Origin of the sequence: Cupriavidus basilensis (genome assembly GCF_008801925.2) — a bacterium.
GTDB lineage: Bacteria > Pseudomonadota > Gammaproteobacteria > Burkholderiales > Burkholderiaceae > Cupriavidus > Cupriavidus basilensis.
Map to the genome: position 1 here is coordinate 2,498,254 of NZ_CP062803.1, position 26,015 is coordinate 2,524,268.

Genomic DNA, 26,015 nt, shown 5'->3' on the forward strand with positions numbered 1-26,015 from the left:
CGGGCACCTCACCGACTCACGCCCACACTCGATAAGGCGTCCCCGGTGCCGGCGTGACAATGATGCCGCCCAGCGCCAACAGTTCATCGGCGGCCAGCTCGCACGCCACCCTGACACTGCAGTTGGCGGCGTGACCACGAGGCGGCATGAGCTAGTTCTGTGCAATACGCGTCCAAACGATGGTGGCCACCGGCTTAATACTGTCGATCGCGGCGTAGATGTCCGCGTCGGTCACGCCGCCCTGGATCATCGAGAGCGCTGCGTACGAGGCGCGGGACGGCTGCCCGTACCCGCCAGTGGAGATCCCGTAGCCCGCCACGAGGGGAATGCCGGTGCCCACCGGTCGGTAGGCCGTCACGAAAGCCTGGAATGGCATCAGCATCGAGCCGTAGGCCCCTGCCACGCCGTACCCGATCAGCGGGCCGCCATACACCCCGGTGTCCACCGGCCGCGTCGGCTCAATCACCACCGGTGTGCGACCCGTCAGGTCCTGCAGCACCCGGATCAGCCCCGCGCGCGTCGCCCGCTCGCGGAACAGGTTGATCAGGATCCGCGCTCGAAATGAGTCGTCGGACTGGTTTGCCGCGCGCATCAGCGCCGAGCCGAAGAAATCGGCCGCGATCATGTCGAGCCAGCCATCGGTGGCGGACTTGATGCGCGTCTGCAGCCGCGCGTAGCTGAGCAGGCTGTAGATGAACGCGCCTGTGTAGGCCAGACCCTGCAGCAGGCCGGTGATGACCGGGGATTGGTTCTCATCGGGGAACCAGCGCGGCAGGTAGCCGCGCAGCCGGCGGTAGACATCGTTTTGATCACCGACTGCCATTTATGCCACCGAGATCGTAGAGGCCTTGACGGTCTGCTTGGCCGTGGCCACCAGGTCAGCCGTGCTGCCATTCAGAGTTACGCCCGTCACGTTGGTGACCCCTGGCGACGCATCGTAGGCCACCTGTGCCAGGCGGCTATAGGGCAGCGTCATGGTCTGCGTCACCGGGTCGCGCGGCAGCGCGTTGATGTAGTTGGTCAACGCCGTCACAACGAGCTGCCGCGTGGCGGCGCCGTCGTAGCCCGCGCCGATCGTGCAGGTCATTGCCACCGAGGCATTCAACAGTGCCGGCGCGAACACGCCGAAGCTGCTGCATAGCGGCCGCACCGCGTCGATCGCGTTCGACACGGTGGCGAGGAACGTGCTGCCGGGCGCACCGGTGCCGTCATCTACCACCACATAGAAGTAGCCCATCTGCACCGCGCCGGCATAGGTCTGGTTCTCGACCAGTGCGTACGTGACGCCCTGCTTGAGGGACGTGATGGCGTAGCCCACCGCGTCCTTTGTTGCCTTGGACAGGCTGCGGATGTAGGCGATGAAGCGCGTGCGCAAGGCTGGGTCCGATTCAGCGTCAGCGCCATTGGCAAAGCTGGCGCCGTTCGTGACGGTATCCACGCCCGAAATCGCCCCGGCGATCACCGAGACCGCCCCGATCACAGCGTTGCCGGCCGCGCCGGCCACTACCGCTAGGACGGGCACACTCACGCTGGGCATGCCCGCCGCCAGGACATAGCCGCCCAGCGCGGCGCTGTAGGCCGGATTGGTCATGTCAGCGACGACCGCGTACTGCTGCGTGCCGTCGCCCGTCTGGACGGTGGTGCCAACCGGCACCACAGCCTGCTGCGTCGCGGTGAAGCGAGAAAACGTGACTTGCCCGGTCGCGTATGTGGCCGGCAGCCGGCTCACGCCGAAGTCGGCTACCCAGCTGTCCAGGTCGGCACCGCTTGACGTGGCCGCCCGCGTGATCGCCAGGACCTGCATGATCAGGCTTTCGAGCCAGACCGTCACCGCGGCGTTCGCCTCGACAACCGCACGCAGGATCGACCCGATCGTGAGATCGAGGAGGACGCTCGCATAGCCCTGAATGGCCGTCACGCTCTCGCGCACCAGCGTGGTGAAGTCCTTCGTGGAAATGGCCATGTCAGCGGTTCACGTCAAAGCTGAGGGTTACCGGCTTGCGCGTGGTCGCGCTGGTGTACCGGACGGTCACGGCGAAGCCGGAATTGATCTGCTGCAGGTCCACCTCGGGCTCGGGCTGCCGGGCAACTGCGTCTTCCATCAGGACCTGGCTGCGGATGAGCGCGCGCAGCGCAGGCAGATCGGCGTTCTGGCCGATCTTGGCCGGCAGGCCCGCACCGTATTCCGGGTGGAAGATGTACTCGCCTGGGTTGGTGACCAATCGGCGCACGATGCGTTGCTGCGTGCGCGTATCACCGCTGGCCTGTCCGAGATCGCCGGTCGGCGAGACGCCGAGGTCGTTCCCGACCCAGTGGTCGATGTCGTTGAGAAGCTGCTGGGTCATACCGGTATGCCTGTGTTGGCGCCGCCGTTGCCGTTGCTATGGCGGTGCGTGCTGCCGATGTCGACGCCGTTGTTGTGGATGGTGCCGGTGGTGTCCAGGTTGCCGGTCACCGTCGAGGTGGCGCCCGAACCGTTGTCACCGGAAATGGCCATGCCGCCCTGCCCGGTGATGGTCTGCTCGACCAGCAGCGTGTTGTCCATCTGCACGGGCCCGACAAAGTGGTGCAGCTGTGCGGTGTACTTGGCCGTGGTCTGTGCCACCACCTCGACGGTGCCGTCGTTCTTGAATCGCAGCGCCGACCCGGACTGGTGCACGATCCAGAACTCTCCAGACGGCGCGCCGGGTGGCCTCGCCACATCGCTATACAGTCGCCCGCACACGTAGCCAGTCTCGATTTCGCCCCCAAAGAACTTCACCTCGACCTGATCGCCGGGACTTGGCGGTGCGTCCAGTCCCCAGGTATTGCCGACCCATGGCGAGGCAACCGGAAGCCACCCCGTCAGGGTCCGGTCGGGAAAGTCCGGGTCGGCGGGTTCCAGGCGGACCCGCGCCGAAGCGGTGCCGGGGTCGTAGCTGGTGACGATGCCAACGCAGCATTCCGCCCGCCCGGCCTGTGCCAGCTCGGCAGCAAGGGCCATCTGGTTGCGAAAGCGCTGCATCATAGGGGCGGTACCGAGTCCGGGTTGTGGTTCTTGGCCGAGATGTCCATCACGTAGCCGTCTTCCAGGCTCATCTGGCGCGTGATGCCATCCACGTAGTAATCCTGATCGAAGGCGGTCCCGGTGCCAGTCAGGCGCACCAGGGTGGTCTGCGTCAGCACGTTGTCGGCCGGCAGCCGCGCGCGCAACTTCATCTCGTGCTGCGTGATCTCGCGGTGCATCCGCTGCGCGAACGTGTTGGCCCGATCCTGATCCATGCCGCCGCGATTGAACGTGTAGATTTGCTGGTTTCCGAAGGGCGACGCCTTGCCCGGCTGGATCGTCTTCCCCCGGCTGGGGTAGTACGCCGTGATCCTGTTGCTCGGTTTCAGGTGCCAGGACCGCACCACTACCGTGACGCCCTTCGCGACCGTCAGACTGCGGGACAAACGCAGATCTCGCACGTTGGCCGACGGGTTCCCCTGGTCGTCCACGACCCAGCGCAGCTCATAAACGTTGGAAGGCCCGCCCACTGGTGCAGACGAGATGCCGCTGAGCTGTTCGTTCAGGTCGTGGTAGCGCTTCTTGTACAGCCCGCGCGCCCTATCCAGGGTTGCCGTCGCCTCTGCCACCTTGGCGAGCCCCGCCTGCTGCGCGGCTGCAGCCGCGGCGTCGTCGCCGGCGGCCACCGCAGCATCCTTCGCATCGGAGTCGGCCAGCGCCGCCTTGTTGAGGACCTTCGCCTTCTCCTGCTCGGCCCGCCACGCTGCCGACACCTCGTCGAACTCCTTCTGCAGGGCAGCCTTGTCCACTGGCACCACTGGCAGCGTGTCTTCCTGCCGCGGCTCGAAATGCAGTTCCTGCCCCTTCACGTAACAGATGAACCCCTCTTCCGACGCCAGCCATGTGAGCAAGTCCCACTCGCTGCGCTGATCGACCATCCGCACGTGGTCATAGGCATACAGGCTGCCGGCCTTTGTCATGGTCGCCGTCACGACGGGCGTCAGGCCGTGCGCCTGTGCCAGTTGGATGGCGATCTCCGACGAAGTCAGGTTCTGGTATCCGAGTCGTTGCCCGCATGGAAGACGACGACGCCGATTTGCCACTCGGTCAGGAAGTGGAGCGTTTTCTGCTGGCCGCCGCTCCCCCGGCACCTGTTGGCGGGGCGGATGAGCACGCGGCATTCGCGCAGCACATGGACAGCACCGGCTACCAATGGGAGCCTGCGCAAGACAGCGAAGGCGAGTATGAAGATGCAGAGACCCGCATCAACTTCGGATGCTTCCAAGCCGGCCGCGCCCAGTCCGCTCCCCTCACCAATGAGGGTGGCAGCGAGCCGGTGGCGGAAGTTGTCCCGTGCTATACGCCAAGCGGCAGGCGGGTTGCGTTGAATTCGGAGCACCAATCACTCCCCATCGGTACGAAGCTTTACGCCACCCCTGCGCCGAGCGCATCGCCTGCCGCGCAAGAAATCATCGCAGATTTCCTAGAGCGGACCGGGCAATACGTGACGAACGACGCGAGCCGCGAAGCAGCCTTGGCCGAGGCTAGAGCGGAGGGCTTTGCAGCGGGTAAGGCCGCATTGCAATCGAGCGCCATCGCCCAGGGATGCACACGTTCGCATCCTCACGAAAACATGGGAGCCGAGTGCGCGCAAAAGACTATCGAGGCGCGAGCGGCCAACACCAGGGCGCAACCGAGCGCCAAGGCACAACAGGTCGGGGTGGCCGAATACTGCGCATCTTGCGATGACGGCCTTTGCCAGAAGGGGCACGGTGCGCAACCGAGCGCCAAGGCGCTGACGGATGCAATGCGCGTGCTGCGGCAGTTCAATGCACTGATCACGGAGCGTGAGCAGGAACTTGGCGGCCTAAGTAAGGAGATGCAGGAAATCGCGGACCAGGCCCGCGCCCTCCTGGCCGCAGAGCAGCCCGGCGAGGACGTGCGCGATGCGGTGAATAGGCTATCAATCACCGCATCATCTGCGGAGATTGCGCCGGCCGCGCGCGTCGTGCAGGCATCGCGCCTGCTGCAGCTCGAGCGCCTTGCGCGCGCGCTCAACACCGACGCGAAGACCCACCCGCTGCAGCCGCTGGCGCGCTGGGTGAAGTTCGGGCCCGAGGCCGCATTCCTCGCTTCGCTGTCGAAGCCACAACAGGATCAATGAGATGACAAGAGCCCAACTGTTTGCTGTCGCGAACGGCTACTTCAACGCGAAATTGATGGGATGGACAACAGTCATCGGACGCAACTCTCCCGTGGTCGGATCTCGATACGGGTTGCAACGAGACTCCATCACTGCCTCGACCGCAGCGGAGTCGAGCGCGGGGCTTCCAGACGACTGCAATACATCAGCACGGACAACTTCGCCAGTAGCATCCATCGTCGCCCTGATAGAGGCTTTCCCCTCGATGCCCTGCTCCCTCGCCGCCGCAGGGTATTTCGGATTTGCAAGCAGACAAGCCAACTTGTCAGGCGGCGCCGAAGTCAGTGCCAAAGTTAGGCCTCCACATGACACCAACCCAGCTGCGCAGAGTATCAGCGCTGTTGTTCGAACCAAGCTCAATTCCATCGCTATCGCCCCATCTTTTTGGCAGGAGTCTAGCAAACCTCAAGCATTCGAGGTGTTCGCATGATCCGCCGCGAATACAAGACATTCGGCTTCTGCTGTGGCCTGGGCGGCGGCGCCAAGGGCTTCAAGAAGGCCGCTTCCCAGGTCGGCAACATGGTCGCCACCTGGAAGTGCATCGGCGGTATCGACGTCGACCCGGCCGCCGCGCGCGACTTCGAGCAGCTCGTGGGCGTGAAGTGCACGGTCATGGACCTGTTCACGCGGGCCATGTACACCGCCTTTCACGGCAAAGAGCCGCCGGTAGGCTGGCGCGAGGCCACGGCCGCCGACATCCGACGCGCCGCCGGCGGCGAGCGCCCGAACTGCGTGTTCATCTCGTCGCCGTGCAAGGGCGCGTCCGGACTGCTTTCCGAGGCCCTGAGCCGCACGCCGAAATACCAGGCGCTCAACGAACTGACGCTGCGCTGCGTCTGGCTGATGTGCGAGGCCTGGAAGGACGACCCCGTCGAGCTAATCGTCTTCGAGAACGTGCCGCGGCTGGCCACGCGCGGCCGGCATCTGCTGGACCAGATCAACCAGATTCTGCGCCTCTACGGCTACGCCGTGAACGAGACGACGCACGACTGCGGCGGGATCGGCGGGCTGGCCCAGAGCCGCAAGCGCTTCCTGCTGGTGGCCCGGCACATGGAGAAGGTCCCGGCATTCCTGTACGAGCCCGAGCTGCGCCGCCTGCAAGGCGTCGGCACGGTGCTGGGCCGCATGCCGCTGCCGGGCGACGTCACCGGTGGCCCGATGCACCGCGTGCCGTCGCTGCAGTGGAAGACCTGGGTGCGGCTAGCATTTGTCGAGGCCGGCAGCGACTGGCGCAGCTTGAACAAGCTGGCGGTGGAGAACGGGCATCTCAGCGATTACCTGATTGTGCCCGAGTATCGCGACGGCTACATGGGAGTGAATCGGTGGGACCAGCCAAGCGGGACCGTCGCCGGTCGCAGTGGACCGACGAACGGCACGTTCAGCGTAGCGGATCCGCGTTTCGCCAAGAGCGCGAAATGGAATGACGGCCATGCCTACGGCGTGCTGCCGTGGGACCAGCATGCGAACACCATCGCCGCGCAGCAGATGCCAGGCCAGGGCTACTACACCGTCGCCGACCCACGCCACGCGGGGCCGGCCAAGCACAACAACGAGTTCCGGATCGTGCCGTGGAACCAGGCCGCCGGCGCGGTTACCAGCGCCCACGGCACCGGCCAGTGCGTGCAGGACCCGCGCGCGTCGACCGGCTTCGAGGGCGCGGGCAAGTACCGCATCACCGGCTTTGACGAGCCGGCGGGCACTGTGATCGCGCGCAGCGACACCGGCCAGGGTGCATATGCTGTGGCCGACCCGCGCACCGACTGGCCCGCGACGGCCCACGGCAGCAAGCTGAAGGTGACGGGCTTCGAACAACCGGCCAGCACCGTCACCGGCGCGCGCTTCGGCAGCGGCGCGCTGGCCGTGGCCGACCCACGCCCTGGCATGCGACGCGAGCGCGGCGACCACTACCTGACCGGTGGCCACTATGGCGTGGTGGGATGGGAACAACCGAGCGGCGCAGTGTCGGCAGCTGCTGGCCACGACAACGGCCGCTGGTCGGTCGCTGATCCGCGCCTGCCCGCGGCGAATGACAAGTTGGTCGCGATCATCCGCGCGCTGGACGGCACATGGCACCGCCCTTTCACCACGCTAGAACTGGCCGCGCTGCAGTCGCTTATCGAGCCGGAGGAATACCTAGAGCTGGACGGCCTGAGCGATCAGGCCTGGCGCGAGCGTATCGGCAATGCTGTGCCGCCAGATGCGGCGCGCGCAATCGCGGAGGTGATGGGCACCACTTTGCTACTTGCCGAGACTGGCGAGACGTTCATGCTGTCGGCCACGCCCGTGTGGGTTCGACCGGTGGCGGTGGCGCTCTCGGTGGCGCAGCCTGTGGAGGCAGCATGATCAGTGGCCAGTACCTCGCAAATGGTCAACAAGCGTCGATCAATCCTGAGGGCGGAGGTTCGGTCGCTCGCTCACAGCCCCCCGGCGGACTTAGTCTGTACCTGCTGCAGTATCAGCCGCAAGTTGCCTACGCGGTTCTCAAGCTTAGTTTTCTCGTTCAAGAGTTCAAGATATCTAAAGTCGATTCCATCAACACCTGGAGCACGCGTAGTGATGTCCGTCAAAATTCGTTGAATCTCGATCACGTCATCAATAGCGTCAACGTCTTTGAGTCGATATATGGGAAGCTGACCAAGCTGGTCCTTGACACGTTCCAGGTTGAGAAACTCGACGCCAGTTTTCGACTTAACGTGGAACGGAAGCTTCTCAATAGTTGCGTAAGCGTCGAGTCTCTCGATCGAACGGGTAGCTGCGCGGCCAAAGGATATCGTGATATCGAAGAGTGTCTTTCGATCATCCAACTCCATTTGCACGTCACGATCTGCTGCCTGCTTTCGTTGCTCTGTTGCGATCCAGACAGCCCCAAGAATTGCTCCGATCGACCCAATGGCCTGAAGCCAAGCCGCCATGGTTTGCCCGAATGCCCCCGGGGCAATCGTCGTCGCCAGACCAGACACGAGAACCACTGCAATCACGCCAGCGATGCCCAGAAGGACCGCCTTTCGTCCGAACTTCATCGTCGCACTCCGTCAACAATGTATGCGGGAATCCTAGCATGAGCGAGCACAGCAAGATCGAATGGACCGACCACACCTTCAACCCGTGGGAGGGTTGCCAGAAGGTCGGCCCCGGCTGCGACCACTGCTATGCAGAAACGCGCAACGCGCGCTTCGGCGGCGGGCAGGTGGTGAACTGGGGCCCGGGCGCGCCGCGCCGACGCACGAGCCCTGCGAACTGGCGCAAGCCGCTCGCCTGGAACCGCAACGCCGGCGTGTTCTACGCCCTGCACCGGCGGCGCCAGCGCGTCTTCTGTGCCAGCCTGGCCGACGTGTTTGACAACGCCGTCAGCGCGCAATGGCGCTTTGACCTGCTCCGGCTGATCGTCGAGACCCCCAACTTGGATTGGCTGCTGCTGACGAAGCGCATCGGCAACGCTGCGGAGATGCTGGAGCAGGCCATGCGCGCGCTCACGGTTGGCCGCGAGGGCTGGCGCGACAACTACCTGCCCAACGTCTGGATCGGTGCCACGATCTGCAACCAGGAGGAAGCGGACCGCGACATCCCGAAGTTGCTGGCGGTGCCGGCGCGCGTGCGCTTCCTGAGTATTGAGCCGCTACTCGGGCCGGTAGACCTGACCGCAGTCAGCTACGTCGCCAGCCCGGGCTACTTCGGCGACGCGCTGCAATGGCACCACCAACCGCATTGCAGCCGGCACAAGCGCTATCCCGCCGTCAACTGGGTGATCGCCGGCGGCGAAAGCGGCGCAGGCGCGCGGCCGATGCATCCGGACTGGGCCCGGAGCCTGCGCGACCAGTGTGCGGCGGCCGGCGTGCCGTTCTTGTTCAAGCAGTGGGGCGAATGGCTAGGCGCGGGACAAGACGGCAATCACGACCACGACCCGATCGAGCTCAATGCCAGCGACGCGCCTGTACGCGTGGGCAAGAAGGCCGCTGGCCGCCTGCTCGACGGCGTGCAGCACGATGGATTCCCGGAGATCACGGCATGAACATCCCCGACAAACTCACTTTGCGCGAGACCGCGCACGGCCATGGCGCAAATGGCATGGCCTTTTATGGCTACGAGGACACCGCTGGCCTGGGCATCCAAATGGAGGCGCGTCGCGAGAGCGGTCGGAGCGGCTTCATTGAGACGTGGTTTCACGAAGCGCTGCCGGAGCGCAAGTTCGCCACTTGGGCCGAGCTCAGCGCCGCAGTGGCCGCGTTGACCGATGAGCAAGTGGAGGCCGAGGCAGCCCAGTACCCCCGCTTCCGCAGCATCAGGCCGGACACCTGCGGCAATGCTTGCCGGCTTTGCCCAAGACCGTCCTACACGGGCGAGCGAGTGAAGCACGACACTTGGCGCGTGCACGTAGCGAGGGGGTGGCGCGCCGTCACGGACTGGCGTTGCAGCCTGTGCGATACCCACCTCAACCAGTTCGACGGGAAGCCGGCCGAACTGATCGCAGCCCTTGAGGCTGAGGCCGCGGAACGCAGGGCCAGCACCGCGGAGAAGGGGCTGCCATGGTGAAAGAACGCCCCATCCTCTTCAGCGGCGCCATGGTGCGGGCCATCTTGGACGGCCGGAAGACTCAGACGCGGCGCGTCATGAGCGAGCGCCATCGCTACCACTTCATCGAAGACTGCGGCGACCTGGCGCTCTGTCCATACGGCAAGCCCGGCGACCGCCTCTACGTGCGCGAGACCTGGGCACAGCCGACCACGCTCGATCCGGGCCCAACGTTCTACCGCGCCGACTACCCGGACAACGTGCTCGGCAAGTACGAGAACTTGCCGCCGGCCGAAGCGATCACCTGGAAGCGAGCATTCACATGCCGCGCGCGCTGTCGCGGATCCTGCTGGAGATCACCGCGGTGCGTGTCGAGCAGCTGAACGACTGCAGCGTGGCCGATGCGCTGGCCGAGGGCATCGCGCCGGAGCTGGACGGCTGGACGGACTACAGCAACCCGAGTTGCCAGATGTGCGTGAACCCGGTCGATTCGTATCGCACTCTGTGGGACAGCATCAACGGTGCTGGCGCGTGGGAGGCGAACCCCTGGGTGTGGGTGGTGGAATTTGGGAGGGTCGGACGATGAAATCAAAAATCATGCGCGCCAAGAACAATGACCTTGTTCAGCGGATTCACGGTCCAGTGCAGGTATGCAGCCTTGAGAATTTGATCTCGGTACCGGTCGAAAATCTCAAGCGGGGTACCGGGCTGGCCCTTGGCGAGTTGGTCCAACGTTGTGCGAGAGAGATAGCCATCGCCCTCCCTATCGTTCGTCTTGTATCGGAACGTTACCCGCTCGTTAGGGTGATCGTCCCGCGGCGAATGTACCGAGAAATGTTGAAGCATAGCCGTGTCTCCCAAGTTCTGGAGGGATCGTAGCATGAAGCACCTGACCACCCAGACCCTCGACGGCGAAGCAGGCTGCATCCTCTCCGACTGCGAACAGTACCGCTACCGCCTCTGGCGCGAGTGGGATCGCGGCCGCCCGGCACTGGGCTTCATCATGCTCAACCCGTCGACCGCAGACCACCAGGCTAACGACCCGACGATCACCCGTTGCCTGCAGCGCGCGCTCGCCGGGCGCTATGGCCGCCTGGAAGTGGTGAACCTGTTCCCGCTTCGCTCGACGGACCCGGACGGCCTGCTGACTCGCCCGGCGCCGCTTGGCGACCGGGCTGACCGGAACGACGCCGCCATCATGGACGCGCTCGATCGCTGCTCGCTGGTGATCTGCGCCTGGGGCGCGCACAAGGCGGCGCCAGCGCGCGCAGCAGAGGTGCTGCGCATCGTCCGGTTGTGCGGCCGCGGCGCCCTGCTCCATCACCTCGGGCTGAACCAGGACGGCAGCCCAAAGCATCACCTCGGGCTGAACCAGGACGGCAGCCCAAAGCATCCCCTCTATATCGCGGCGAAGGTGCGGCCGCGGCCCTTTACCCCGTAGCCCTTCCGGGCCGACAGCTTAGCAACCACACGCGTAAATGACATTTACCAATCTGATGGGTGAAACGAGAATGACGGAAAAACAAGAGAAGGCAATCAAGCGTGCGGCCGAGCTGATGGACCAACTGGCCAGCGACATGGACGAAACGTTCATGCGAGGCCGGCGCTGGGAAGGCAGCGAAGCCCAGAAGGCGGATCGCGACGAGTACCGCACGCTCGCAGCCAGCCTCAGAGCCGTATTCGAGGGCAAATGAACGACGCAGCAAAACGAATCATCGAATTGACCCGTCAGGCTTGGCGGATTGGAGACCGAGGTGAGCACGTATCTCACGGTGAATGAACTAGCCGAACTGGTCGGCTGCCAGCCTCGCAGCCACACCTGCATGAAGCGCTGGCTCAAGAAGCACGGCTGGCCGTTCGCGGTGAATATCGCCGGCGTGCCGCAAGTGAGCCGCGCCTATTTCCAGGCGCGCCTCTCCGGCCTTGCGTCGGCCACCGGCACCGACGAACCTGAACAAGAACCCAACTTTGAAGCGCTAGCCGCATGATTTCGAGACGCAAGACACCTGACGGCCTGCCTTTCCGGCTCTACCGCCGCGAGGGCAAGTTCAAGGTCAGCTATGGCTACAAGCTGCCCGACGGGAAATGGGCATTCCGCCTGTCCGCGCAGAGGAACAACGCCGAGGCCGTCGCCGAGATCGATCGCGAGGCGCGCCGGCGCGCCGACGAGCTGAACGGTGATGCGGTCTTGGCGGGCACCACTCAGGCTCTTTTCGACGCCTACTTCAGCTGGCAAGAGGGCCTGCCCGAAGCGGACGAGCGGAAGAAGGCCGCCGTGACCCTGACCGAGAACCGGGTGGAAGCCAAGACCGTTTGCAAGGTGTTCGGCAAGGTGAAGCCGGCGGCGATCAAGCCGCATCACATTTACCGATATCTGGACCTGCGGGCGAAACAGGGTGCACCGGCCAAGGCCAACAAGGAAGTCGCTCTGCTGTCGGCCACGCTCGAGTACGGGCGCCGGCTTGGCGAGTTGGAGAGGAACCCGTGCACCGGCATCAAGTACAACCCGACCAAGCCGCGGCAGAAGTACGTCAGGCCAGAAGAAGTGGCGCTAGCCGTCGAGATCGCGCGGGTGCGCGGCGGCAGTTACCTGATCCTCGCCCTGTGCGTGCAGACGGCCTACCTGACGGTCAGCCGGCCGGAGGAGATGCGTAGCCTTGTGCGCCAGGCCATCACGCCTGACGGCCTGCTGGTGCCCGTCGGCAAGCGCAAGGCCGGGCAGATGCAGCGGACCAAGGTCGTGCGCTGGTCCCCTGCTCTGCGCCAGGCAGTCGACGAAGCCCTGGCGCTCCAGCGCACGGCGAGCGTCTACGTGTTCGGCAACACCTCCGGCCAGGTGTACAGCCGCAGCGGCTGGAACACGATCTGGAAACGCCTGATGGGGTACTGTGGAAAGGCCGCGGAAGAGCGTGGTGTCACGTTCAGCAGCTTCACGCTGGCGGACATGCGACCCAGCGCGGTGACCGATCGGATGGAGGAAGGCGACGACCGAATTACGGATGCCACCGGCCATGCCGACGGCAAGATGGTGGCCAAAATCTACGACCGGCGGCGGGTCAGAAAGGTGCGGCCGACAGCCTGAATTTGTTGGAACTTGACGAAAATGACCACGAAACGACGCGGGTTTCGAGGTGGGTCAAATTCCAATAAAACAACCTAACCCATTGATTTCAATGAAAATTGAACAAGGATTGTGATTCCTGTCGTCGTGGGTTCGAGTCCCATCAGCCACCCCAGAATTTGCTTTACAAAACAGCGCCTTATCCAAGGCGCTGTTTTTGTTTGTGCGTCTCAAAGCGGTGTTCTATTACCGCCATATTCCCACGGTGGGAATACTCGGCACCCTCATCCCCACCCCGCGGCCGCCTAACGGTGGGGCCGTGGATTCATGCTCTACGCGATGCGCGTTCAGCCAGCGCCAGCCGGATCTGCTCACCCACCTCCGCCAGAAAGACAGTGTGCCATGGTTCTGCAGGATCGGCCTGCCGTCAGGCCGATCGCCACCGGCCCAGGACAGGCAAGGCGGCAGGTCTTGCGGCCCTTGGGGTTGATGAAAGTGCCGAGGATGGTCTGCTCACCCACACGCAACTCCGCCTCGATCAACGAATTGGCATTGGTGTAGAAGGCGATGCGCAGCGTGTCGCCGCTCACGCTGCCCCTGAAGTCGCGTGCCGGCAAGCAGCAGCACGCCGCCAAAAAGGCATGAAAGCATTGAGATCAGATGCCTTCCCGGGCTATCGCGCTGCACTGGACGCCATCACGATGAACGTCGCATGGGCGGAAGTGAACAACCAACTAATCGGCAAGAGGGAAGCCAAAGACATCCCGCGCCAGATCTTGCTCGAACGCTGCGATCCACGAAGACCCCGCCCTGTCTGGATAGCGCCGAACTTCGCCTCCGATTACACGGGCGACGGTGATTTCCCGCGGAGTATGACTCGGCCTGCCGGCTAGCGGCGTGCCCTCCTCTGCTGCGACATCGAAATCCTGCTGTACAAATCCATGCCGTGCGCAAGCGGACTCGAAACTCTCACGCTCATCCGCTGGCAATTCGTAGAACAGCTTTTGAACCATGGCCATCTCCCGGTGCCTCGCTGGGATCCTAACATGGCCAATTCGTGCATCCTTGAGCAGCTCGTCGGCTACGCCATCTGCAGGCGATTCGAAATGCATCCTACCGACGGCGCATAGTAAGCTTCCGTGCCGTTTGGCGTAGTGCAAATGCTCGTTGACTGACCCCGACGAGACTCCCGTACGCAGTCCTGCCATTCCGTTGGTTTTTTTTTGCCGGACGCCGGGGTTGTCTCAATTTTCATTCTGAACTGCCAGATTGGCGATGGCCTACATCGCTTGCGACGCCTGTGGCACAGTATCGGGCGTGACCTGTCTACATGACGAGGCACGCGTTCTCACCTTCATAGGAGCTTTGGATATGGCTGGTACCAGCCTGCTTCTGCTGATCGACGACATTACCTCCATCCTCGACGACGTGGCCACCATGAGCAAGCTGGCGGCCAAGAAAACGGCCGGCGTACTGGGCGACGACCTCGCCTTGAATGCGCAGCAGGTCAGCGGCGTGAAAGCCGATCGTGAGTTACCTGTGGTGTGGGCGGTCGCGATGGGATCCTTGCGCAACAAGGTGATTCTTGTGCCGGCTGCGCTGGCGATCAGCGCGACAGCGCCTTGGGCCATCGTGCCGCTGCTAATGGCCGGCGGTGCCTTTCTTTGCTATGAAGGCTTCGAGAAGATTGCCCACAGCTTCCTGCATAGCGTTTCAGGGGAAGACACAAGCCATGCTGGGGGCAAGCCCGAAGCTGCAAGCCTCGAGACCGATGTGGCTGGCTATGAGAAAGCCAAGATCCGTGGAGCGGTGCGCACGGACTTCATCCTGTCGGCAGAGATCATCGTGATCTCGCTTGGGACCGTGTCCGGTGCGACGTTCGGCACTCAGGTTGCGGTGCTGTCGACCATCGCCTTGATCATGACGGTCGGGGTGTACGGATTAGTGGCGGGTATCGTCAAACTGGACGATGCGGGGTTGTACTTGAGCCAGAAGACCTCGGCGACTGCGCGCGCCGCCGGGCGCAGTATCCTGCGCTTGGCGCCTTGGCTGATGCGCGCGCTTTCCGTTGTGGGAACCGTAGCTATGTTCCTGGTGGGCGGCGGCATTCTGGTGCATGGGATTCCTGCCGCGCATCATCTGGCGGAGCCGACGACGGAAATACTGGCAGGCGTACCGTTAGTCGGCAGTGGATTGGAAATGCTGGGACCGGTATTGATCAATGCTTTGGCGGGCATCGTTGCAGGAGCACTGGTCACGGCGGTGGTCACCGTTGCAAAACTTGGAATGCGGGCCCTGCGGCCGTCGACGGAATAGATGCCTGCTTGTCTTTCAAATCCACAGCCACAAAATCGCAGCCACAAAAGCAAAACCCCCCAGTACTTTCGTACTGAGGGGTTTCAAGGGAGAGCCTGGCGATTACCTACTTTCACACGGGTATCCGCACTATCATCGGCGTGGAGTCGTTTCACGGTCCTGTTCGGGATGGGAAGGGGTGGTTCCAACTCGCTATGGTCACCAGGCATAAACGGTGGCCGCGTTGAGGTGTGCTCAACGCAGCGAATAGGGATGTAGTAGGGGTTGTGCGTATCGGCCAAGCTGCTTGTTGCTGCGGCAGCGGCACGCGACACTCACACCAGGTAGAAACACACTGGTTATAGGATCAAGCCTTACGGGCAATTAGTACTGGTTAGCTTAACGCATTACTGCGCTTCCACACCCAGCCTATCAACGTCCTGGTCTCGAACGACCCTTCAAGGAGCTCAAGGCTCCAGGGAATCCTCATCTTCAGGCGAGTTTCCCGCTTAGATGCTTTCAGCGGTTATCTCTTCCGTACATAGCTACCCTGCGATGCCTCTGGCGAGACAACAGGTACACCAGCGGTACGTCCACTCCGGTCCTCTCGTACTAGGAGCAGCCCCCGTCAAGATTCCAACGCCCACGGCAGATAGGGACCAAACTGTCTCACGACGTTTTAAACCCAGCTCACGTACCTCTTTAAATGGCGAACAGCCATACCCTTGGGACCGGCTACAGCCCCAGGATGAGATGAGCCGACATCGAGGTGCCAAACACCGCCGTCGATATGAACTCTTGGGCGGTATCAGCCTGTTATCCCCAGAGTACCTTTTATCCGTTGAGCGATGGCCCTTCCATTCAGAACCACCGGATCACTATGTCCTGCTTTCGCACCTGCTCGACTTGTCGGTCTCGCAGTTAAGCACGCTTTTGCCATTGCACTTTAGGTACGATGTCCGACCGTACCAAGCGTACCTTCGAACTCCTCCGTTACACTTTGGGAGGAGACCGCCCCAGTCAAACTGCCTACCATGCACTGTCCCCGACCCGGATTCACGGGCCAAGGTTAGAACCTCAAACAAACCAGGGTGGTATTTCAAGGACGGCTCCACGCAGACTAGCGTCCACGCTTCAAAGCCTCCCACCTATCCTACACAGATCGGTTCAAAGTCCAATGCAAAGCTACAGTAAAGGTTCATGGGGTCTTTCCGTCTAGCCGCGGGAGATTGCATCATCACAAACACTTCAACTTCGCTGAGTCTCGGGAGGAGACAGTGTGGCCATCGTTACGCCATTCGTGCAGGTCGGAACTTACCCGACAAGGAATTTCGCTACCTTAGGACCGTTATAGTTACGGCCGCCGTTTACCGGGACTTCAATCAAGAGCTTGCACCCCATCATTTAATCTTCCGGCACCGGGCAGGCGTCACACCCTATACGTCCACTTTCGTGTTTGCAGAGTGCTGTGTTTTTATTAAACAGTCGCAGCCACCATTTTATTGCAACCCTTCACCCTCCTGGCGCAGGCCAGTCAAGCTACAAGGGCGTACCTTATCCCGAAGTTACGGTACCAATTTGCCGAGTTCCTTCTCCCGAGTTCTCTCAAGCGCCTTAGAATACTCATCTCGCCCACCTGTGTCGGTTTGCGGTACGGTCTCGTATGACTGAAGCTTAGAGGCTTTTCTTGGAACCACTTCCAATTGCTTCGCAGCACTAGGCCGCTCGCCCCACATCCTTGAATTCCGCGCCCGGATTTGCCTAAGCGCCTTCTCCAATGCAGGGACCGGGACTTCCAACACCCGGACAACCTTCCGCGATCCGTCCCCCCATCGCATCATACGACGGTGCAGGAATATTAACCTGCTTCCCATCAGCTACGCATCTCTGCCTCGCCTTAGGGGCCGACTCACCCTACGCCGATGAACGTTGCGTAGGAAACCTTGGGCTTACGGCGAGGGGGCTTTTCACCCCCTTTATCGCTACTCATGTCAGCATTCGCACTTCTGATACCTCCAGCATCCTTTACAAGACACCTTCACAGGCTTACAGAACGCTCTCCTACCATGCGTGCACTCCTTTAAATCCACTTCACTTGCCTCCCAACGATCTCTGTTGGGCGCTTTGTCGATGCTGCGCATCGACAAGCAAGGTGCACTTAAAGGAATGCACGCATCCGCAGCTTCGGTGACTGGCTTAGCCCCGTTACATCTTCCGCGCAGGACGACTCGATCAGTGAGCTATTACGCTTTCTTTAAAGGATGGCTGCTTCTAAGCCAACCTCCTGACTGTTTTAGCCTTCCCACTTCGTTTCCCACTTAGCCAATCTTAGGGACCTTAGCTGGCGGTCTGGGTTGTTCCTCTTGACACCGGACGTTAGCACCCGATGTCTGTCTCCCGTGATTGCACTCTTCGGTATTCGGAGTTTGCTATGGCGGGGTAATCAGCAATAGACCCCCCAACCATGACAGTGCTCTACCCCCGAAGGTGAGACACGAGGCACTACCTAAATAGTTTTCGGAGAGAACCAGCTATTTCCAGACTTGTTTAGCCTTTCACCCCTATCCACAGCTCATCCCCTAACTTTTCAACGTTAGTGGGTTCGGTCCTCCAGTACGTGTTACCGCACCTTCAACCTGGCCATGGATAGATCGTCTGGTTTCGGGTCTACACCCAGCGACTGAACGCCCTATTCGGACTCGCTTTCGCTACGCCTTCCCTAATCGGTTAAGCTTGCCACTGAATGTAAGTCGCTGACCCATTATACAAAAGGTACGCCGTCACCCGTTTCCAGGCTCCGACTGTTTGTATGCATGCGGTTTCAGGATCTATTTCACTCCCCTCCCGGGGTTCTTTTCGCCTTTCCCTCACGGTACTGGTTCACTATCGGTCGATCACGAGTATTTAGCCTTGGAGGATGGTCCCCCCATCTTCAGACAGGATTTCACGTGTCCCGCCCTACTTGTCGTACACCTAGTTCCACAACGCTGTTTTCGCATACAGGGCTATCACCTGCTATGGCCGGGCTTTCCATCCCGTTCTGCTAACAATGCTGCTAAAGAGTACAAGGCTCTTCCCATTTCGTTCGCCACTACTCTGGGAATCTCGGTTGATTTCTGTTCCTGCAGCTACTTAGATGTTTCAGTTCGCCGCGTTCGCTTCCCTGACCTATGTATTCAGTCAGGGATGACCCATTCGGGCCGGGTTTCCCCATTCGGACATCTCCGGATCAAAGCTTGTTTGCCAGCTCCCCGAAGCTTTTCGCAGGCTACCGCGTCCTTCATCGCCTGTGATCGCCAAGGCATCCACCACATGCACTTGTTCGCTTGACCCTATAACGAGTGTGTCTCAAACTTGCGTTCAAGCCGTGCTCGCTACAGGATGAGTTCTCGCATTTGTGCCGTATTCCAAGTCATCTTTCGATCACTTAAATACATTTTGGTTGATACAATCACAACCCGGTATCGTGTTTTTACTGCAGCGTCTCATCAACGCTCACGACACCTTTACTACATCCCATATTGTTAAAGAACAGCCGTGCGAAACTGCGTCTCGCAACGTCTTGGCCAAGGCCAAAGGCAAACGCTCAATCCTAAGCGCTTGCCTTTGACGACCAATCCAAGGTGCACACCGAAGTGCGAGGTAATTGGTGGAGGATGACGGGATCGAACCGACGACCCCCTGCTTGCAAAGCAGGTGCTCTCCCAGCTGAGCTAATCCCCCAATTTACTTCTGTCCGGAGGTTCGGCTTCGAACCACCATCCGTAACTTGGTGGGTCTGGTAGGACTTGAACCTACGACCCCCGCCTTATCAAGACGGTGCTCTAACCACCTGAGCTACAGACCCTTGGCTGTAACAGCAAACAAACCGATAAGTGTGAACGCTCGACTTAAGATGCACGCTCTTGAAAGGAGGTGATCCAGCCGCACCTTCCGATACGGCTACCTTGTTACGACTTCACCCCAGTCATGAACCCTGCCGTGGTAATCGCCCTCCTTGCGGTTAGGCTAACTACTTCTGGCAAAACCCACTCCCATGGTGTGACGGGCGGTGTGTACAAGACCCGGGAACGTATTCACCGCGGCATGCTGATCCGCGATTACTAGCGATTCCAGCTTCACGTAGTCGAGTTGCAGACTACGATCCGGACTACGATGCGTTTTCTGGGATTAGCTCCCCCTCGCGGGTTGGCAACCCTCTGTACGCACCATTGTATGACGTGTGAAGCCCTACCCATAAGGGCCATGAGGACTTGACGTCATCCCCACCTTCCTCCGGTTTGTCACCGGCAGTCTCTCTAGAGTGCTCTTGCGTAGCAACTAAAGACAAGGGTTGCGCTCGTTGCGGGACTTAACCCAACATCTCACGACACGAGCTGACGACAGCCATGCAGCACCTGTGTCCACTTTCCCTTTCGGGCACCTGATGCATCTCTGCTTCGTTAGTGGCATGTCAAGGGTAGGTAAGGTTTTTCGCGTTGCATCGAATTAATCCACATCATCCACCGCTTGTGCGGGTCCCCGTCAATTCCTTTGAGTTTTAATCTTGCGACCGTACTCCCCAGGCGGTCAACTTCACGCGTTAGCTACGTTACTGAAGAAATGAATCCCCAACAACTAGTTGACATCGTTTAGGCGTGGACTACCAGGGTATCTAATCCTGTTTGCTCCCCACGCTTTCGTGCATGAGCGTCAGTGACGTCCCAGGGGGCTGCCTTCGCCATCGGTATTCCTCCACATCTCTACGCATTTCACTGCTACACGTGGAATTCTACCCCCCTCTGACATACTCTAGCCTTGCAGTCACAAGCGCCATTCCCAAGTTGAGCTCGGGGATTTCACGCCTGTCTTACAAAACCGCCTGCGCACGCTTTACGCCCAGTAATTCCGATTAACGCTCGCACCCTACGTATTACCGCGGCTGCTGGCACGTAGTTAGCCGGTGCTTATTCTTCCGGTACCGTCATCCCCCCGCCGTATTAGGGCAAGGGATTTCTTTCCGGACAAAAGTGCTTTACAACCCGAAGGCCTTCTTCACACACGCGGCATTGCTGGATCAGGGTTGCCCCCATTGTCCAAAATTCCCCACTGCTGCCTCCCGTAGGAGTCTGGGCCGTGTCTCAGTCCCAGTGTGGCTGATCGTCCTCTCAGACCAGCTACTGATCGTCGCCTTGGTGGGCCTTTACCCCACCAACTAGCTAATCAGACATCGGCCGCTCCTATCGCGCGAGGCCTTACGGTCCCCCGCTTTCACCCTCAGGTCGTATGCGGTATTAGCTAATCTTTCGACTAGTTATCCCCCACGACAGGGCACGTTCCGATGTATTACTCACCCGTTCGCCACTCGCCACCAGGATTGCTCCCGTGCTGCCGTTCGACTTGCATGTGTAAGGCATGCCGCCAGCGTTCAATCTGAGCCAGGATCAAACTCTTCAGTTTAATACCTGTGTGATCCTTCGGTTTCCCTATGGATCTCGCTCTTTCGAGCGGTCGCTCACTCTCAGAAAACTGACTGGCTACATCCGCGATTTGCACCCCGGACATAACCAACATGTTTTACTGTGCGAGCACTTTATAACTTGTAAGCTAAAAGACCGAAGTCTTCCGCATCCGCTATCAAGCGCCCACACTTATCGGTTGTTTGTTTGTTAAAGAACTGACCGCGGTTCGCTTTGCTTACCGCGTCGCTGCGTTTGCTGCAGCAGAGAAACGAGATTATGAAGCGTGATCATCGTTTCGTCAATAGGTTTTTTTCCTTCAGTTCGCCGCGCCGTTCGCGCCGCCAACCACCCCTGCCAACCCCGCAACCCTTGTCCCGTCTGCTTTGCAGCGGTGTTTCGTGTTGCGAGGGGGGCGAATCATAGGGGACCCCTTCGGCCTTGGCAAGCGTTTTCTTGAGCGAATTCCTCGAGATGAATAAAGTTGATCATGGATAACATTTAAGATCAATTCCGCTCGCATGCCCGCGCTAGCAAAGCAATGTCGAGCTTACGCATCTTGAATATCGCCCCCTGATCCGAGCCGACTTGCCAGCATCCCTGCCCTGGAGCCGCAGGCAGAGGATCGACAAATCGATCCACCAGGACACGCCAACCTTATCCCTGAGCCAACCGCACATCCTCCCCACCAGCGGACAACTGCTCCCACAGGGCGTCCACCTCCGATTGCAACTTGCGACTCACAACTCACAAACAATGAGATAGCCAGGATGACGCAGCCCCCGTCGCGCAGCCCACACGAGTTCACTCAAGTCGTCTATTCGCGATTGCGGCAGGCTTTGTGCCGCTCGCAGCAGAGGCACCCGAACGCCAGCAAGGCACCCAGCACAAGCACGCCAATGGCTAAGCCCTTGGCGGCACAACCCCCTGCGGAACACTCCTCATCCAGATCACACTTTCCCACAGCCGTCTCCTCAAACCCGTGTCAGGAAGATCTGACGGTTCCATGCTAGATCACGCCGAAGGAAGAACAAAGCACCCCCCGTCACCTGCCGCGAGGCGTAGCTTGCCAGCGCATGGAGTCTTGGCGGGCTCCGCCGCCTCAAAGGGCCACAGCCGGCTTGCCACTGCCGGCCGCGGCATCCAACGCAGGACGTCTTCCGCAATGACGCCCTCGCCGCAAAACCGCAAACAACGACACGCGCCGCCAAGGGCACTGGCCGCCGCCTCGACTCGATTTAATTCTGACTTAGAAAAGTCTCAGTTGGTTTAGGTGCAGTTTGCGCTATTTTCACAAACATTCTTGGCATGCGCCAAGCGCCCTACCCGGCCCACCGTGGGGCTCACAATCCAAGTGGAAAACACAGCGATGCGGTCCTTCAGCGCCAAACTCACCCTCAAGCTAGCCGCCACCCTTTGCCTGGTCGTCCTCCTGTTCGGAAGTGCGTACGGGCTTTTTGGCCCGCATGGCGGAAGCGAAGTGTCGCAGGCTGCGAATGCCGGCAACCCCAACACCCTGCTTTCCTTGCTGATGCATATCCTTGCTCCGATTGCTGCGATCCCCGCCCTGATCGGTATGTGGTCGCAGCGATTCCCCGCACTGGGTGGGCTGGTCCTCGCCTGCCCCGCCATTGCGACGTTGCTGCTGCACCGCTTTGTCATCGGGTAAGCCAGACATCCAATGCTTGCAAGGTAGCGCCCCCGACTTCTGTCCGCCCAATTCGCCCGCGGGAGCTCGCCGCCGCCGGTTTGCGTGGATTGCCTCCATACAGGAACCAAACCCGGTGGCAGATACCCAATAGGGAATGCCGTTTCCTCGGCAACACCGGGAAAGAACCATGAAGCAAACGTTGTGGGGACTGTTGGCGGGCGGCGCGCTACTGGCACTACTTGTCGGATGTGCCAGCCAAAGCGCAGAGGGCCGGGAGTCAAGCATCACCGCATATGGCACCGTTGATGTCGGCATCTCACGCACCAGCGAAAAGTAGCGCGCGACCTGCCAAGGCGCCCACTAGATGGCGAGCGATAACAGGCAGAAACAGGTAAAAAAAGAACCCGCTGCGCGGGTTCTTAAATTTGCGATCTCAATTGCCCTGAAGGCCTTGGTAATCTAGCTGTCATTTTCCATTCGTACTATCCGGGTAAACCGAAGTCGACCATACAGTCGCAGCCGCCACGATAAAAAAAAGCCCGCACTAGGCGGGCTGAACAATCAGTTGAAGAAAGCCCTGTATTCGAGGGCAAGCACAGTGTAAGAACTTGCGGCTTCGTGACTAATTAGGGGAATCCCTCTGCCATGGCGGGAAACCGTCCCGCCGCGACGATCAAGTGCGCGTCACAGCCCCCCGCGGCTCCCGAGCATAAAAAGAATATTCGAAGTTAGAGGGAATACTCCAGCCAACACGACAACGAGCGCTCAAAATCCATTATGCTCGGGGCGCACAAACGCGATCTATTCGCAATCAGGACTGCTTGCTGGCCGCGCGCGAGTACGCCCAGATAATCCGGACTCCACCCGCCAGCCCGAGCGGATCTTGCTCAAGCCGCCTCGGGGGATGGCGCACCACCCTGCAGCAGATGCGCCCGCGCTTCTTCAAACATGGCGTCGACGGCTGCGCGTGTGCGCACCGCGTGCATGCGGCGCGCATCCGACAAAACCCGCCGCCAGCCGCGGCCACCATGGATACCACGATGCAGGCCCAGCATATGGCGCGTCACCGCACCCATATAGCCGCCCTTCTCGACCAAATCCCCGATATAGCGCTGCATCGCCAGTTCAACGTCCAGCCGTGACGGCACCGGGGTCTGCGCAATGTAGAAACGCCTGTCCATTTCCGCCAGCACGTAGGGCTGATGATAGGCCTCGCGTCCAATCATGACGCCATCCACATGCGCCAGGTGCTCGTCCATCTCGTCGTGCGTGACGATGCCGCCATTGATCAGGATCTCGAGATGCGGGAATTCCTGCTTGAGTTGGTAAGCCACTTCGTAACGCAGCGGCGGGATCTCGCGATTTTCCTTCGGACTCAACCCCTTCAGGATCGCATTGCGCGCATGCACGATAAAGGTCTCGCACCCCGCATCGGCCACAGTGCCGACGAAGTCGCGAACAAAGTCGTAATGTTCGATCGTGTCAATGCCAATGCGATGCTTGACGGTCACGGGAATCGATACCGCGTCGCGCATCGCCTTCACGCAATCCGCCACCAGTTCCGGCTCCGCCATCAGGCAAGCGCCGAATGCACCGCGCTGCACCCGCTCGGAAGGGCAGCCGCAGTTCAGATTAACCTCCACGTAGCCCCATTGCTCGCCCATTTTCGCCGCGGCGGCCAGGTCAGCAGGCTCACTGCCGCCAAGTTGCAGGGCCACCGGTTGCTCAGCGGCGTCGAAGTCGAGATGACGAGCCACATCGCCATAAAGCAGCGCGCCGGTGGTCACCATCTCCGTGTACAGCCAAGTATGGCGGCTCAGTTGCCGGTGAAACATGCGGCAATGACGATCAGTCCAATCCATCATCGGTGCAACCGATATTCTACGGCCCGTTGTTTTTGCGGGGATTCCGCCTCCAGCCTCGGTTTGCGGGGGATTCTGAACGTGTGCCATTTCCTACGGTTACTGCCTCTTTAGGCTCATTTTTGAGCTTGGATGTTTCAATGTAGCACCGAAGAAAACCATGTTGCACCGGAAACCATGGGCAACATTCTTCAGCGCGAACGCAAGGACGAGAGTATAGGTTACGCCGCCGTGATCCGCCTGAAGCAAGGCGGCAAGGTGGTGCTTACCGAAACCAAGACGTTTGATCGCCGCCAGGCCGCCGTGACCTGGATGGAAGAACGCGAGCGCGAACTGGCGCAGCCCGGCGCGCTGGAACCCGCGCAGCGGGATGCCCCACGGCTGAGCGCCGTGATCGACCGCCACATCAGAGATGCCTCGCAAAGACATCGCAGAGCCTGAAGCGCTACACGCACCTAAGGCATGTCGGCGACCGCTTTGTGGGCTGGAAGTGGCTCGACGTGATCGCGCTCGCGGCGGTGGCACAATCGTGGCTCGCGAACGCCCAGAGTTGGTCACCCATGTGCACAAACTACGCCCCGGTGCAGCGCCAGTTGCTGCGCGATGTCTTCGGCGTCGAGCCGCCGCCCCCCGACTACCCACCAGAGACCTGGCCGGACTATGCCGCACCGATCGTCGTGGCCGCTGGCAACGGCGAGCGCCGGGCGCTGGTTGGCACGTTTGGCATGGTGCCGAAGGCCCGGATCCCGCCAGGCGTGGCCAGGTTCGACACCACCAATGCGCGATCGGAGACGGTCGGCGAGAAGCGGTCGTTCTCTGGCCCCTGGAAGAAGGGCCAGTTCTGCCTGGTGCCGGCCACCAGCTTCTACGAGCCGAACTACGAGAGCGGGTCAAAGTCGGTGCGCTGGCGGATCTGGCTGAAGGAGGAGCCAGAGTTCGCCATCGCAGGTCTGTGGCGCGCGTGGCCGGGCGACGCCGGCGCAGAGGTGTTCAGCTTCACCATGCTGACCATCAACTCCGACAAGCACCCCCTTATGAACCGCTTCCACGCCCCGGGCAAAGAGAAACGCATGATCGTAATCGTGCCGCGAGCAGAATGGAATGACTGGCTGACTTGCCGGGAGCCTGAGCGGGCGCGCAGCTTCATGCGGGCCTACCCACCCGAACTGATGGATGCTGAGCCAGCGCCGCGGGCGAAGGCTGCCGGGTAGCGCCCCATACAGGCGGGATGGAAATTGACCGGTTGAATCCGCAGCCATGAGCGGCCATTCGGCGATCAGGTCGATACGCTGGACGAACTACAGGGAGGCACTTCGACTGCCTTGGCGAGGACTTCCCACTCTTGCTGCTCACGTTTCCTGGCTTGAAAAGTGCCCGAAATGCGAGATGCTAGTCGTCCCAGTCAACGCTGATCAGATCAATCTCGCGTTTCGCAACTCGATATGCATCATCGATCGCGATCTCTTCCGAGACCGCCGGCTCCCGAGTATTTTGCCTGTGCCCGTGCCCACGGATGACATACGACCAGTCCCACCGATTGCTGGCGACCTCTCTCGTCTGGATGGAGATATCCCGACCTCTGTACTTGAAGTCCATATGTGCCCCCCTCCCTGTATGTCGGAATACCGTAGCACGCAATGTGGTTGACGCTGATGGTGATACGGTGCGCGAATCAGTGAGCGCCTGGGTTCGCCCGGCCTTCGTCTATCAGCTTCTCGGCATAGTCGCGCGCATGCTGCCACGCCTCGCCTTCGGAAAAGTACTGCCCAGGCACGGGTTCGTGCTCGAAGATCTTGATCGAGCTGCCGTCCGCCGCCTTTGCACAGATCGTCACCTCGCCATGCCAGGGCCCGCCGGTTGGGGACGCCGCGGAAGCCTCGTACCAGTGATCTTTGTAGTACGTGAAGCCTTGGAGATCCATAGCTTTCTCCAGTTGTTCAATAGGATCGTAGCATGGTCCAAGGACCCTGAGCGCACAACGGCAGGACACAGAGTGGACCGGAGAAGCAA

General features: G+C 60.9%; 26 protein-coding genes, 2 tRNA genes and 3 rRNA genes. 15 read left to right on the forward strand and 16 right to left on the reverse strand.

The annotated features are described in order from the left end of the window. Positions 1–151: 151 nt before the first annotated feature. Genes F7R26_RS11290 through F7R26_RS11310 form a run of 5 tightly spaced genes read right to left on the reverse strand, consistent with a single transcriptional unit; the run spans position 152 to position 3,966 of the window. Positions 152–823 carry a hypothetical protein gene (locus F7R26_RS11290; protein ID WP_170302027.1) on the reverse strand — a complete coding sequence of 224 codons (672 nt, stop codon included), beginning with the start codon at positions 821–823 and terminating at the stop codon, positions 152–154. After that, positions 824–1,963 carry a baseplate J/gp47 family protein gene (locus F7R26_RS11295; protein WP_150993037.1) on the reverse strand — a complete coding sequence of 380 codons (1,140 nt, stop codon included), beginning with the start codon at positions 1,961–1,963 and terminating at the stop codon, positions 824–826. A gap of 1 nt (position 1,964) precedes the next feature. After that, a complete protein-coding gene (locus tag F7R26_RS11300; RefSeq protein WP_150993035.1) occupies positions 1,965–2,345 on the reverse strand; it encodes a GPW/gp25 family protein in 381 nt (126 codons plus the stop codon). Then, positions 2,342–3,007 (reverse strand): phage baseplate assembly protein V, encoded by a 666-nt coding sequence (locus tag F7R26_RS11305; protein ID WP_241754302.1) that lies wholly within the window; start codon positions 3,005–3,007, stop codon positions 2,342–2,344. Before F7R26_RS11305 ends, F7R26_RS11300 begins: the two co-directional genes overlap by 4 nt. After that, positions 3,004–3,966: a hypothetical protein gene (locus tag F7R26_RS11310; protein ID WP_193692060.1), complete on the reverse strand. Its 963-nt coding sequence runs from the start codon at positions 3,964–3,966 to the stop codon at positions 3,004–3,006. Before F7R26_RS11310 ends, F7R26_RS11305 begins: the two co-directional genes overlap by 4 nt. 95 nt (positions 3,967–4,061) lie before the next feature. On the opposite strand from F7R26_RS11310, the gene F7R26_RS11315 reads away from it, so the two are divergent. Genes F7R26_RS11315 through F7R26_RS11325 form a run of 3 tightly spaced genes read left to right on the forward strand, consistent with a single transcriptional unit; the run spans position 4,062 to position 7,532 of the window. Beyond that, the gene (locus tag F7R26_RS11315; protein ID WP_170302024.1) at positions 4,062–5,150 is read left to right on the forward strand and encodes a hypothetical protein; all 1,089 of its coding nucleotides are present in this window, start codon (positions 4,062–4,064) and stop codon (positions 5,148–5,150) included. A 1-nt stretch (position 5,151) separates the two neighbouring features. Further along, positions 5,152–5,619, forward strand: coding sequence for a hypothetical protein (locus F7R26_RS41935; RefSeq protein WP_241754303.1), 468 nt, complete (start codon positions 5,152–5,154; stop codon positions 5,617–5,619). Further along, positions 5,616–7,532, forward strand: a complete 1,917-nt coding sequence (locus F7R26_RS11325) for a DNA cytosine methyltransferase (protein ID WP_150993029.1) — start codon at positions 5,616–5,618, stop codon at positions 7,530–7,532. The genes F7R26_RS41935 and F7R26_RS11325 overlap by 4 nt, the downstream gene beginning before the upstream one ends. A gap of 71 nt (positions 7,533–7,603) precedes the next feature. Here the strand turns inward: F7R26_RS11325 and F7R26_RS11330 are convergent, their stop codons facing one another. Then, positions 7,604–8,209: a hypothetical protein gene (locus F7R26_RS11330; protein ID WP_150993027.1), complete on the reverse strand. Its 606-nt coding sequence runs from the start codon at positions 8,207–8,209 to the stop codon at positions 7,604–7,606. Positions 8,210–8,247: 38 nt separating this feature from the next. Here F7R26_RS11330 and F7R26_RS11335 point away from each other — a divergent pair, with 38 nt between their 5' ends. The 4 genes from F7R26_RS11335 to F7R26_RS40965 are packed head-to-tail and all read left to right on the forward strand — an operon-like array spanning position 8,248 to position 10,284. Beyond that, positions 8,248–9,198, forward strand: a complete 951-nt coding sequence (locus F7R26_RS11335; RefSeq protein WP_150993025.1) for a phage Gp37/Gp68 family protein — start codon at positions 8,248–8,250, stop codon at positions 9,196–9,198. Next, entirely contained in the window at positions 9,195–9,719 is a 525-nt protein-coding gene (locus F7R26_RS11340; RefSeq protein WP_150993023.1) for a hypothetical protein, read from the forward strand. The genes F7R26_RS11335 and F7R26_RS11340 overlap by 4 nt, the downstream gene beginning before the upstream one ends. Then, a complete protein-coding gene (locus tag F7R26_RS40960) occupies positions 9,713–10,081 on the forward strand; it encodes an ASCH domain-containing protein (RefSeq protein ID WP_241754304.1) in 369 nt (122 codons plus the stop codon). The genes F7R26_RS11340 and F7R26_RS40960 overlap by 7 nt, the downstream gene beginning before the upstream one ends. After that, positions 10,063–10,284, forward strand: a complete 222-nt coding sequence (locus tag F7R26_RS40965; RefSeq protein WP_241754305.1) for a hypothetical protein — start codon at positions 10,063–10,065, stop codon at positions 10,282–10,284. The genes F7R26_RS40960 and F7R26_RS40965 overlap by 19 nt, the downstream gene beginning before the upstream one ends. Before the next feature lie 2 nt (positions 10,285–10,286). On the opposite strand, the gene F7R26_RS11350 is transcribed toward F7R26_RS40965, so the two are convergent. Beyond that, complete coding sequence (locus F7R26_RS11350) at positions 10,287–10,544, reverse strand: hypothetical protein (protein WP_150993021.1); 258 nt, start codon at positions 10,542–10,544, stop codon at positions 10,287–10,289. A 34-nt stretch (positions 10,545–10,578) separates the two neighbouring features. On the opposite strand from F7R26_RS11350, the gene F7R26_RS11355 reads away from it, so the two are divergent. From F7R26_RS11355 to F7R26_RS11370, 4 genes are read left to right on the forward strand one after another with little or no spacing between them, the layout of a single operon-like run. After that, positions 10,579–11,139 (forward strand): DUF1643 domain-containing protein, encoded by a 561-nt coding sequence (locus F7R26_RS11355; RefSeq protein ID WP_193692061.1) that lies wholly within the window; start codon positions 10,579–10,581, stop codon positions 11,137–11,139. A 37-nt stretch (positions 11,140–11,176) separates the two neighbouring features. Next, entirely contained in the window at positions 11,177–11,392 is a 216-nt protein-coding gene (locus tag F7R26_RS11360) for a hypothetical protein (RefSeq protein WP_150993017.1), read from the forward strand. 60 nt (positions 11,393–11,452) lie between these two features. Beyond that, the gene (locus F7R26_RS11365; RefSeq protein WP_170302025.1) at positions 11,453–11,686 is read left to right on the forward strand and encodes a DUF4224 domain-containing protein; all 234 of its coding nucleotides are present in this window, start codon (positions 11,453–11,455) and stop codon (positions 11,684–11,686) included. After that, positions 11,683–12,780, forward strand: coding sequence for a tyrosine-type recombinase/integrase (locus F7R26_RS11370; protein ID WP_150993013.1), 1,098 nt, complete (start codon positions 11,683–11,685; stop codon positions 12,778–12,780). The genes F7R26_RS11365 and F7R26_RS11370 overlap by 4 nt, the downstream gene beginning before the upstream one ends. A 350-nt stretch (positions 12,781–13,130) precedes the next feature. On the opposite strand, the gene F7R26_RS11375 is transcribed toward F7R26_RS11370, so the two are convergent. Together F7R26_RS11375 and F7R26_RS11380 are read right to left on the reverse strand one after the other, a co-directional pair. After that, the gene (locus F7R26_RS11375) at positions 13,131–13,349 is read right to left on the reverse strand and encodes a hypothetical protein (RefSeq protein ID WP_150993011.1); all 219 of its coding nucleotides are present in this window, start codon (positions 13,347–13,349) and stop codon (positions 13,131–13,133) included. A gap of 144 nt (positions 13,350–13,493) precedes the next feature. Continuing rightward, positions 13,494–13,772, reverse strand: coding sequence for a hypothetical protein (locus F7R26_RS11380; RefSeq protein ID WP_150993009.1), 279 nt, complete (start codon positions 13,770–13,772; stop codon positions 13,494–13,496). Between the two features lie 358 nt (positions 13,773–14,130). Here F7R26_RS11380 and F7R26_RS11385 point away from each other — a divergent pair, with 358 nt between their 5' ends. Further along, positions 14,131–15,075, forward strand: coding sequence for a DUF808 domain-containing protein (locus tag F7R26_RS11385; RefSeq protein ID WP_150993007.1), 945 nt, complete (start codon positions 14,131–14,133; stop codon positions 15,073–15,075). A 93-nt stretch (positions 15,076–15,168) separates the two neighbouring features. Here the strand turns inward: F7R26_RS11385 and rrf are convergent. The 5 genes from rrf to F7R26_RS11410 all read right to left on the reverse strand — a co-directional run bounded on the left by rrf (position 15,169) and on the right by F7R26_RS11410 (position 20,493). After that, a 5S ribosomal RNA gene (rrf, locus tag F7R26_RS11390) occupies positions 15,169–15,281 on the reverse strand. A gap of 136 nt (positions 15,282–15,417) precedes the next feature. Then, positions 15,418–18,386, reverse strand: a 23S ribosomal RNA gene (locus F7R26_RS11395). A 315-nt stretch (positions 18,387–18,701) separates the two neighbouring features. Beyond that, positions 18,702–18,777, reverse strand: a tRNA-Ala gene (locus F7R26_RS11400). Between the two features lie 47 nt (positions 18,778–18,824). Beyond that, positions 18,825–18,901, reverse strand: a tRNA-Ile gene (locus F7R26_RS11405). A 61-nt stretch (positions 18,902–18,962) separates the two neighbouring features. After that, positions 18,963–20,493 (reverse strand): 16S ribosomal RNA (locus F7R26_RS11410). The 16S, 23S and 5S rRNA genes sit together here with 2 tRNA genes alongside, the layout of an rRNA operon. 1,368 nt (positions 20,494–21,861) lie before the next feature. On the opposite strand from F7R26_RS11410, the gene F7R26_RS11415 reads away from it, so the two are divergent. Beyond that, entirely contained in the window at positions 21,862–22,161 is a 300-nt protein-coding gene (locus F7R26_RS11415; protein WP_150992877.1) for a hypothetical protein, read from the forward strand. A gap of 869 nt (positions 22,162–23,030) precedes the next feature. On the opposite strand, the gene dusA is transcribed toward F7R26_RS11415, so the two are convergent. Further along, positions 23,031–24,008: a tRNA dihydrouridine(20/20a) synthase DusA gene (gene dusA / locus F7R26_RS11420; RefSeq protein ID WP_241754527.1), complete on the reverse strand. Its 978-nt coding sequence runs from the start codon at positions 24,006–24,008 to the stop codon at positions 23,031–23,033. A gap of 174 nt (positions 24,009–24,182) precedes the next feature. Here dusA and F7R26_RS11425 point away from each other — a divergent pair, with 174 nt between their 5' ends. Together F7R26_RS11425 and F7R26_RS11430 are read left to right on the forward strand one after the other, a co-directional pair. Continuing rightward, positions 24,183–24,446 (forward strand): integrase, encoded by a 264-nt coding sequence (locus F7R26_RS11425; protein ID WP_150992881.1) that lies wholly within the window; start codon positions 24,183–24,185, stop codon positions 24,444–24,446. 119 nt (positions 24,447–24,565) lie between these two features. Beyond that, positions 24,566–25,216: an SOS response-associated peptidase gene (locus F7R26_RS11430; protein ID WP_150992909.1), complete on the forward strand. Its 651-nt coding sequence runs from the start codon at positions 24,566–24,568 to the stop codon at positions 25,214–25,216. A gap of 461 nt (positions 25,217–25,677) precedes the next feature. On the opposite strand, the gene F7R26_RS11435 is transcribed toward F7R26_RS11430, so the two are convergent. Beyond that, entirely contained in the window at positions 25,678–25,926 is a 249-nt protein-coding gene (locus F7R26_RS11435) for a hypothetical protein (RefSeq protein WP_150992885.1), read from the reverse strand. Positions 25,927–26,015 lie beyond the last annotated feature (89 nt).

Coding starts and splice junctions, on each gene's coding strand:
- F7R26_RS11290 (WP_170302027.1), bottom strand. CDS start 823: ATGGCAGTCGGTGATCAAAACGATGTCTACCGCCGGCTGCGCGGCTAC.
- F7R26_RS11295 (WP_150993037.1), bottom strand. CDS start 1,963: ATGGCCATTTCCACGAAGGACTTCACCACGCTGGTGCGCGAGAGCGTG.
- F7R26_RS11300 (WP_150993035.1), bottom strand. CDS start 2,345: ATGACCCAGCAGCTTCTCAACGACATCGACCACTGGGTCGGGAACGAC.
- F7R26_RS11305 (WP_241754302.1), bottom strand. CDS start 3,007: ATGATGCAGCGCTTTCGCAACCAGATGGCCCTTGCTGCCGAGCTGGCA.
- F7R26_RS11310 (WP_193692060.1), bottom strand. CDS start 3,966: ATGACAAAGGCCGGCAGCCTGTATGCCTATGACCACGTGCGGATGGTC.
- F7R26_RS11315 (WP_170302024.1), top strand. CDS start 4,062: ATGGAAGACGACGACGCCGATTTGCCACTCGGTCAGGAAGTGGAGCGT.
- F7R26_RS41935 (WP_241754303.1), top strand. CDS start 5,152: ATGACAAGAGCCCAACTGTTTGCTGTCGCGAACGGCTACTTCAACGCG.
- F7R26_RS11325 (WP_150993029.1), top strand. CDS start 5,616: ATGATCCGCCGCGAATACAAGACATTCGGCTTCTGCTGTGGCCTGGGC.
- F7R26_RS11330 (WP_150993027.1), bottom strand. CDS start 8,209: ATGAAGTTCGGACGAAAGGCGGTCCTTCTGGGCATCGCTGGCGTGATT.
- F7R26_RS11335 (WP_150993025.1), top strand. CDS start 8,248: ATGAGCGAGCACAGCAAGATCGAATGGACCGACCACACCTTCAACCCG.
- F7R26_RS11340 (WP_150993023.1), top strand. CDS start 9,195: ATGAACATCCCCGACAAACTCACTTTGCGCGAGACCGCGCACGGCCAT.
- F7R26_RS40960 (WP_241754304.1), top strand. CDS start 9,713: ATGGTGAAAGAACGCCCCATCCTCTTCAGCGGCGCCATGGTGCGGGCC.
- F7R26_RS11350 (WP_150993021.1), bottom strand. CDS start 10,544: ATGCTTCAACATTTCTCGGTACATTCGCCGCGGGACGATCACCCTAAC.
- F7R26_RS11355 (WP_193692061.1), top strand. CDS start 10,579: ATGAAGCACCTGACCACCCAGACCCTCGACGGCGAAGCAGGCTGCATC.
- F7R26_RS11360 (WP_150993017.1), top strand. CDS start 11,177: ATGACATTTACCAATCTGATGGGTGAAACGAGAATGACGGAAAAACAA.
- F7R26_RS11370 (WP_150993013.1), top strand. CDS start 11,683: ATGATTTCGAGACGCAAGACACCTGACGGCCTGCCTTTCCGGCTCTAC.
- F7R26_RS11380 (WP_150993009.1), bottom strand. CDS start 13,772: ATGGTTCAAAAGCTGTTCTACGAATTGCCAGCGGATGAGCGTGAGAGT.
- F7R26_RS11385 (WP_150993007.1), top strand. CDS start 14,131: ATGGCTGGTACCAGCCTGCTTCTGCTGATCGACGACATTACCTCCATC.
- F7R26_RS11415 (WP_150992877.1), top strand. CDS start 21,862: ATGCGGTCCTTCAGCGCCAAACTCACCCTCAAGCTAGCCGCCACCCTT.
- dusA (WP_241754527.1), bottom strand. CDS start 24,008: ATGATGGATTGGACTGATCGTCATTGCCGCATGTTTCACCGGCAACTG.
- F7R26_RS11425 (WP_150992881.1), top strand. CDS start 24,183: ATGGGCAACATTCTTCAGCGCGAACGCAAGGACGAGAGTATAGGTTAC.
- F7R26_RS11430 (WP_150992909.1), top strand. CDS start 24,566: ATGTGCACAAACTACGCCCCGGTGCAGCGCCAGTTGCTGCGCGATGTC.
- F7R26_RS11435 (WP_150992885.1), bottom strand. CDS start 25,926: ATGGATCTCCAAGGCTTCACGTACTACAAAGATCACTGGTACGAGGCT.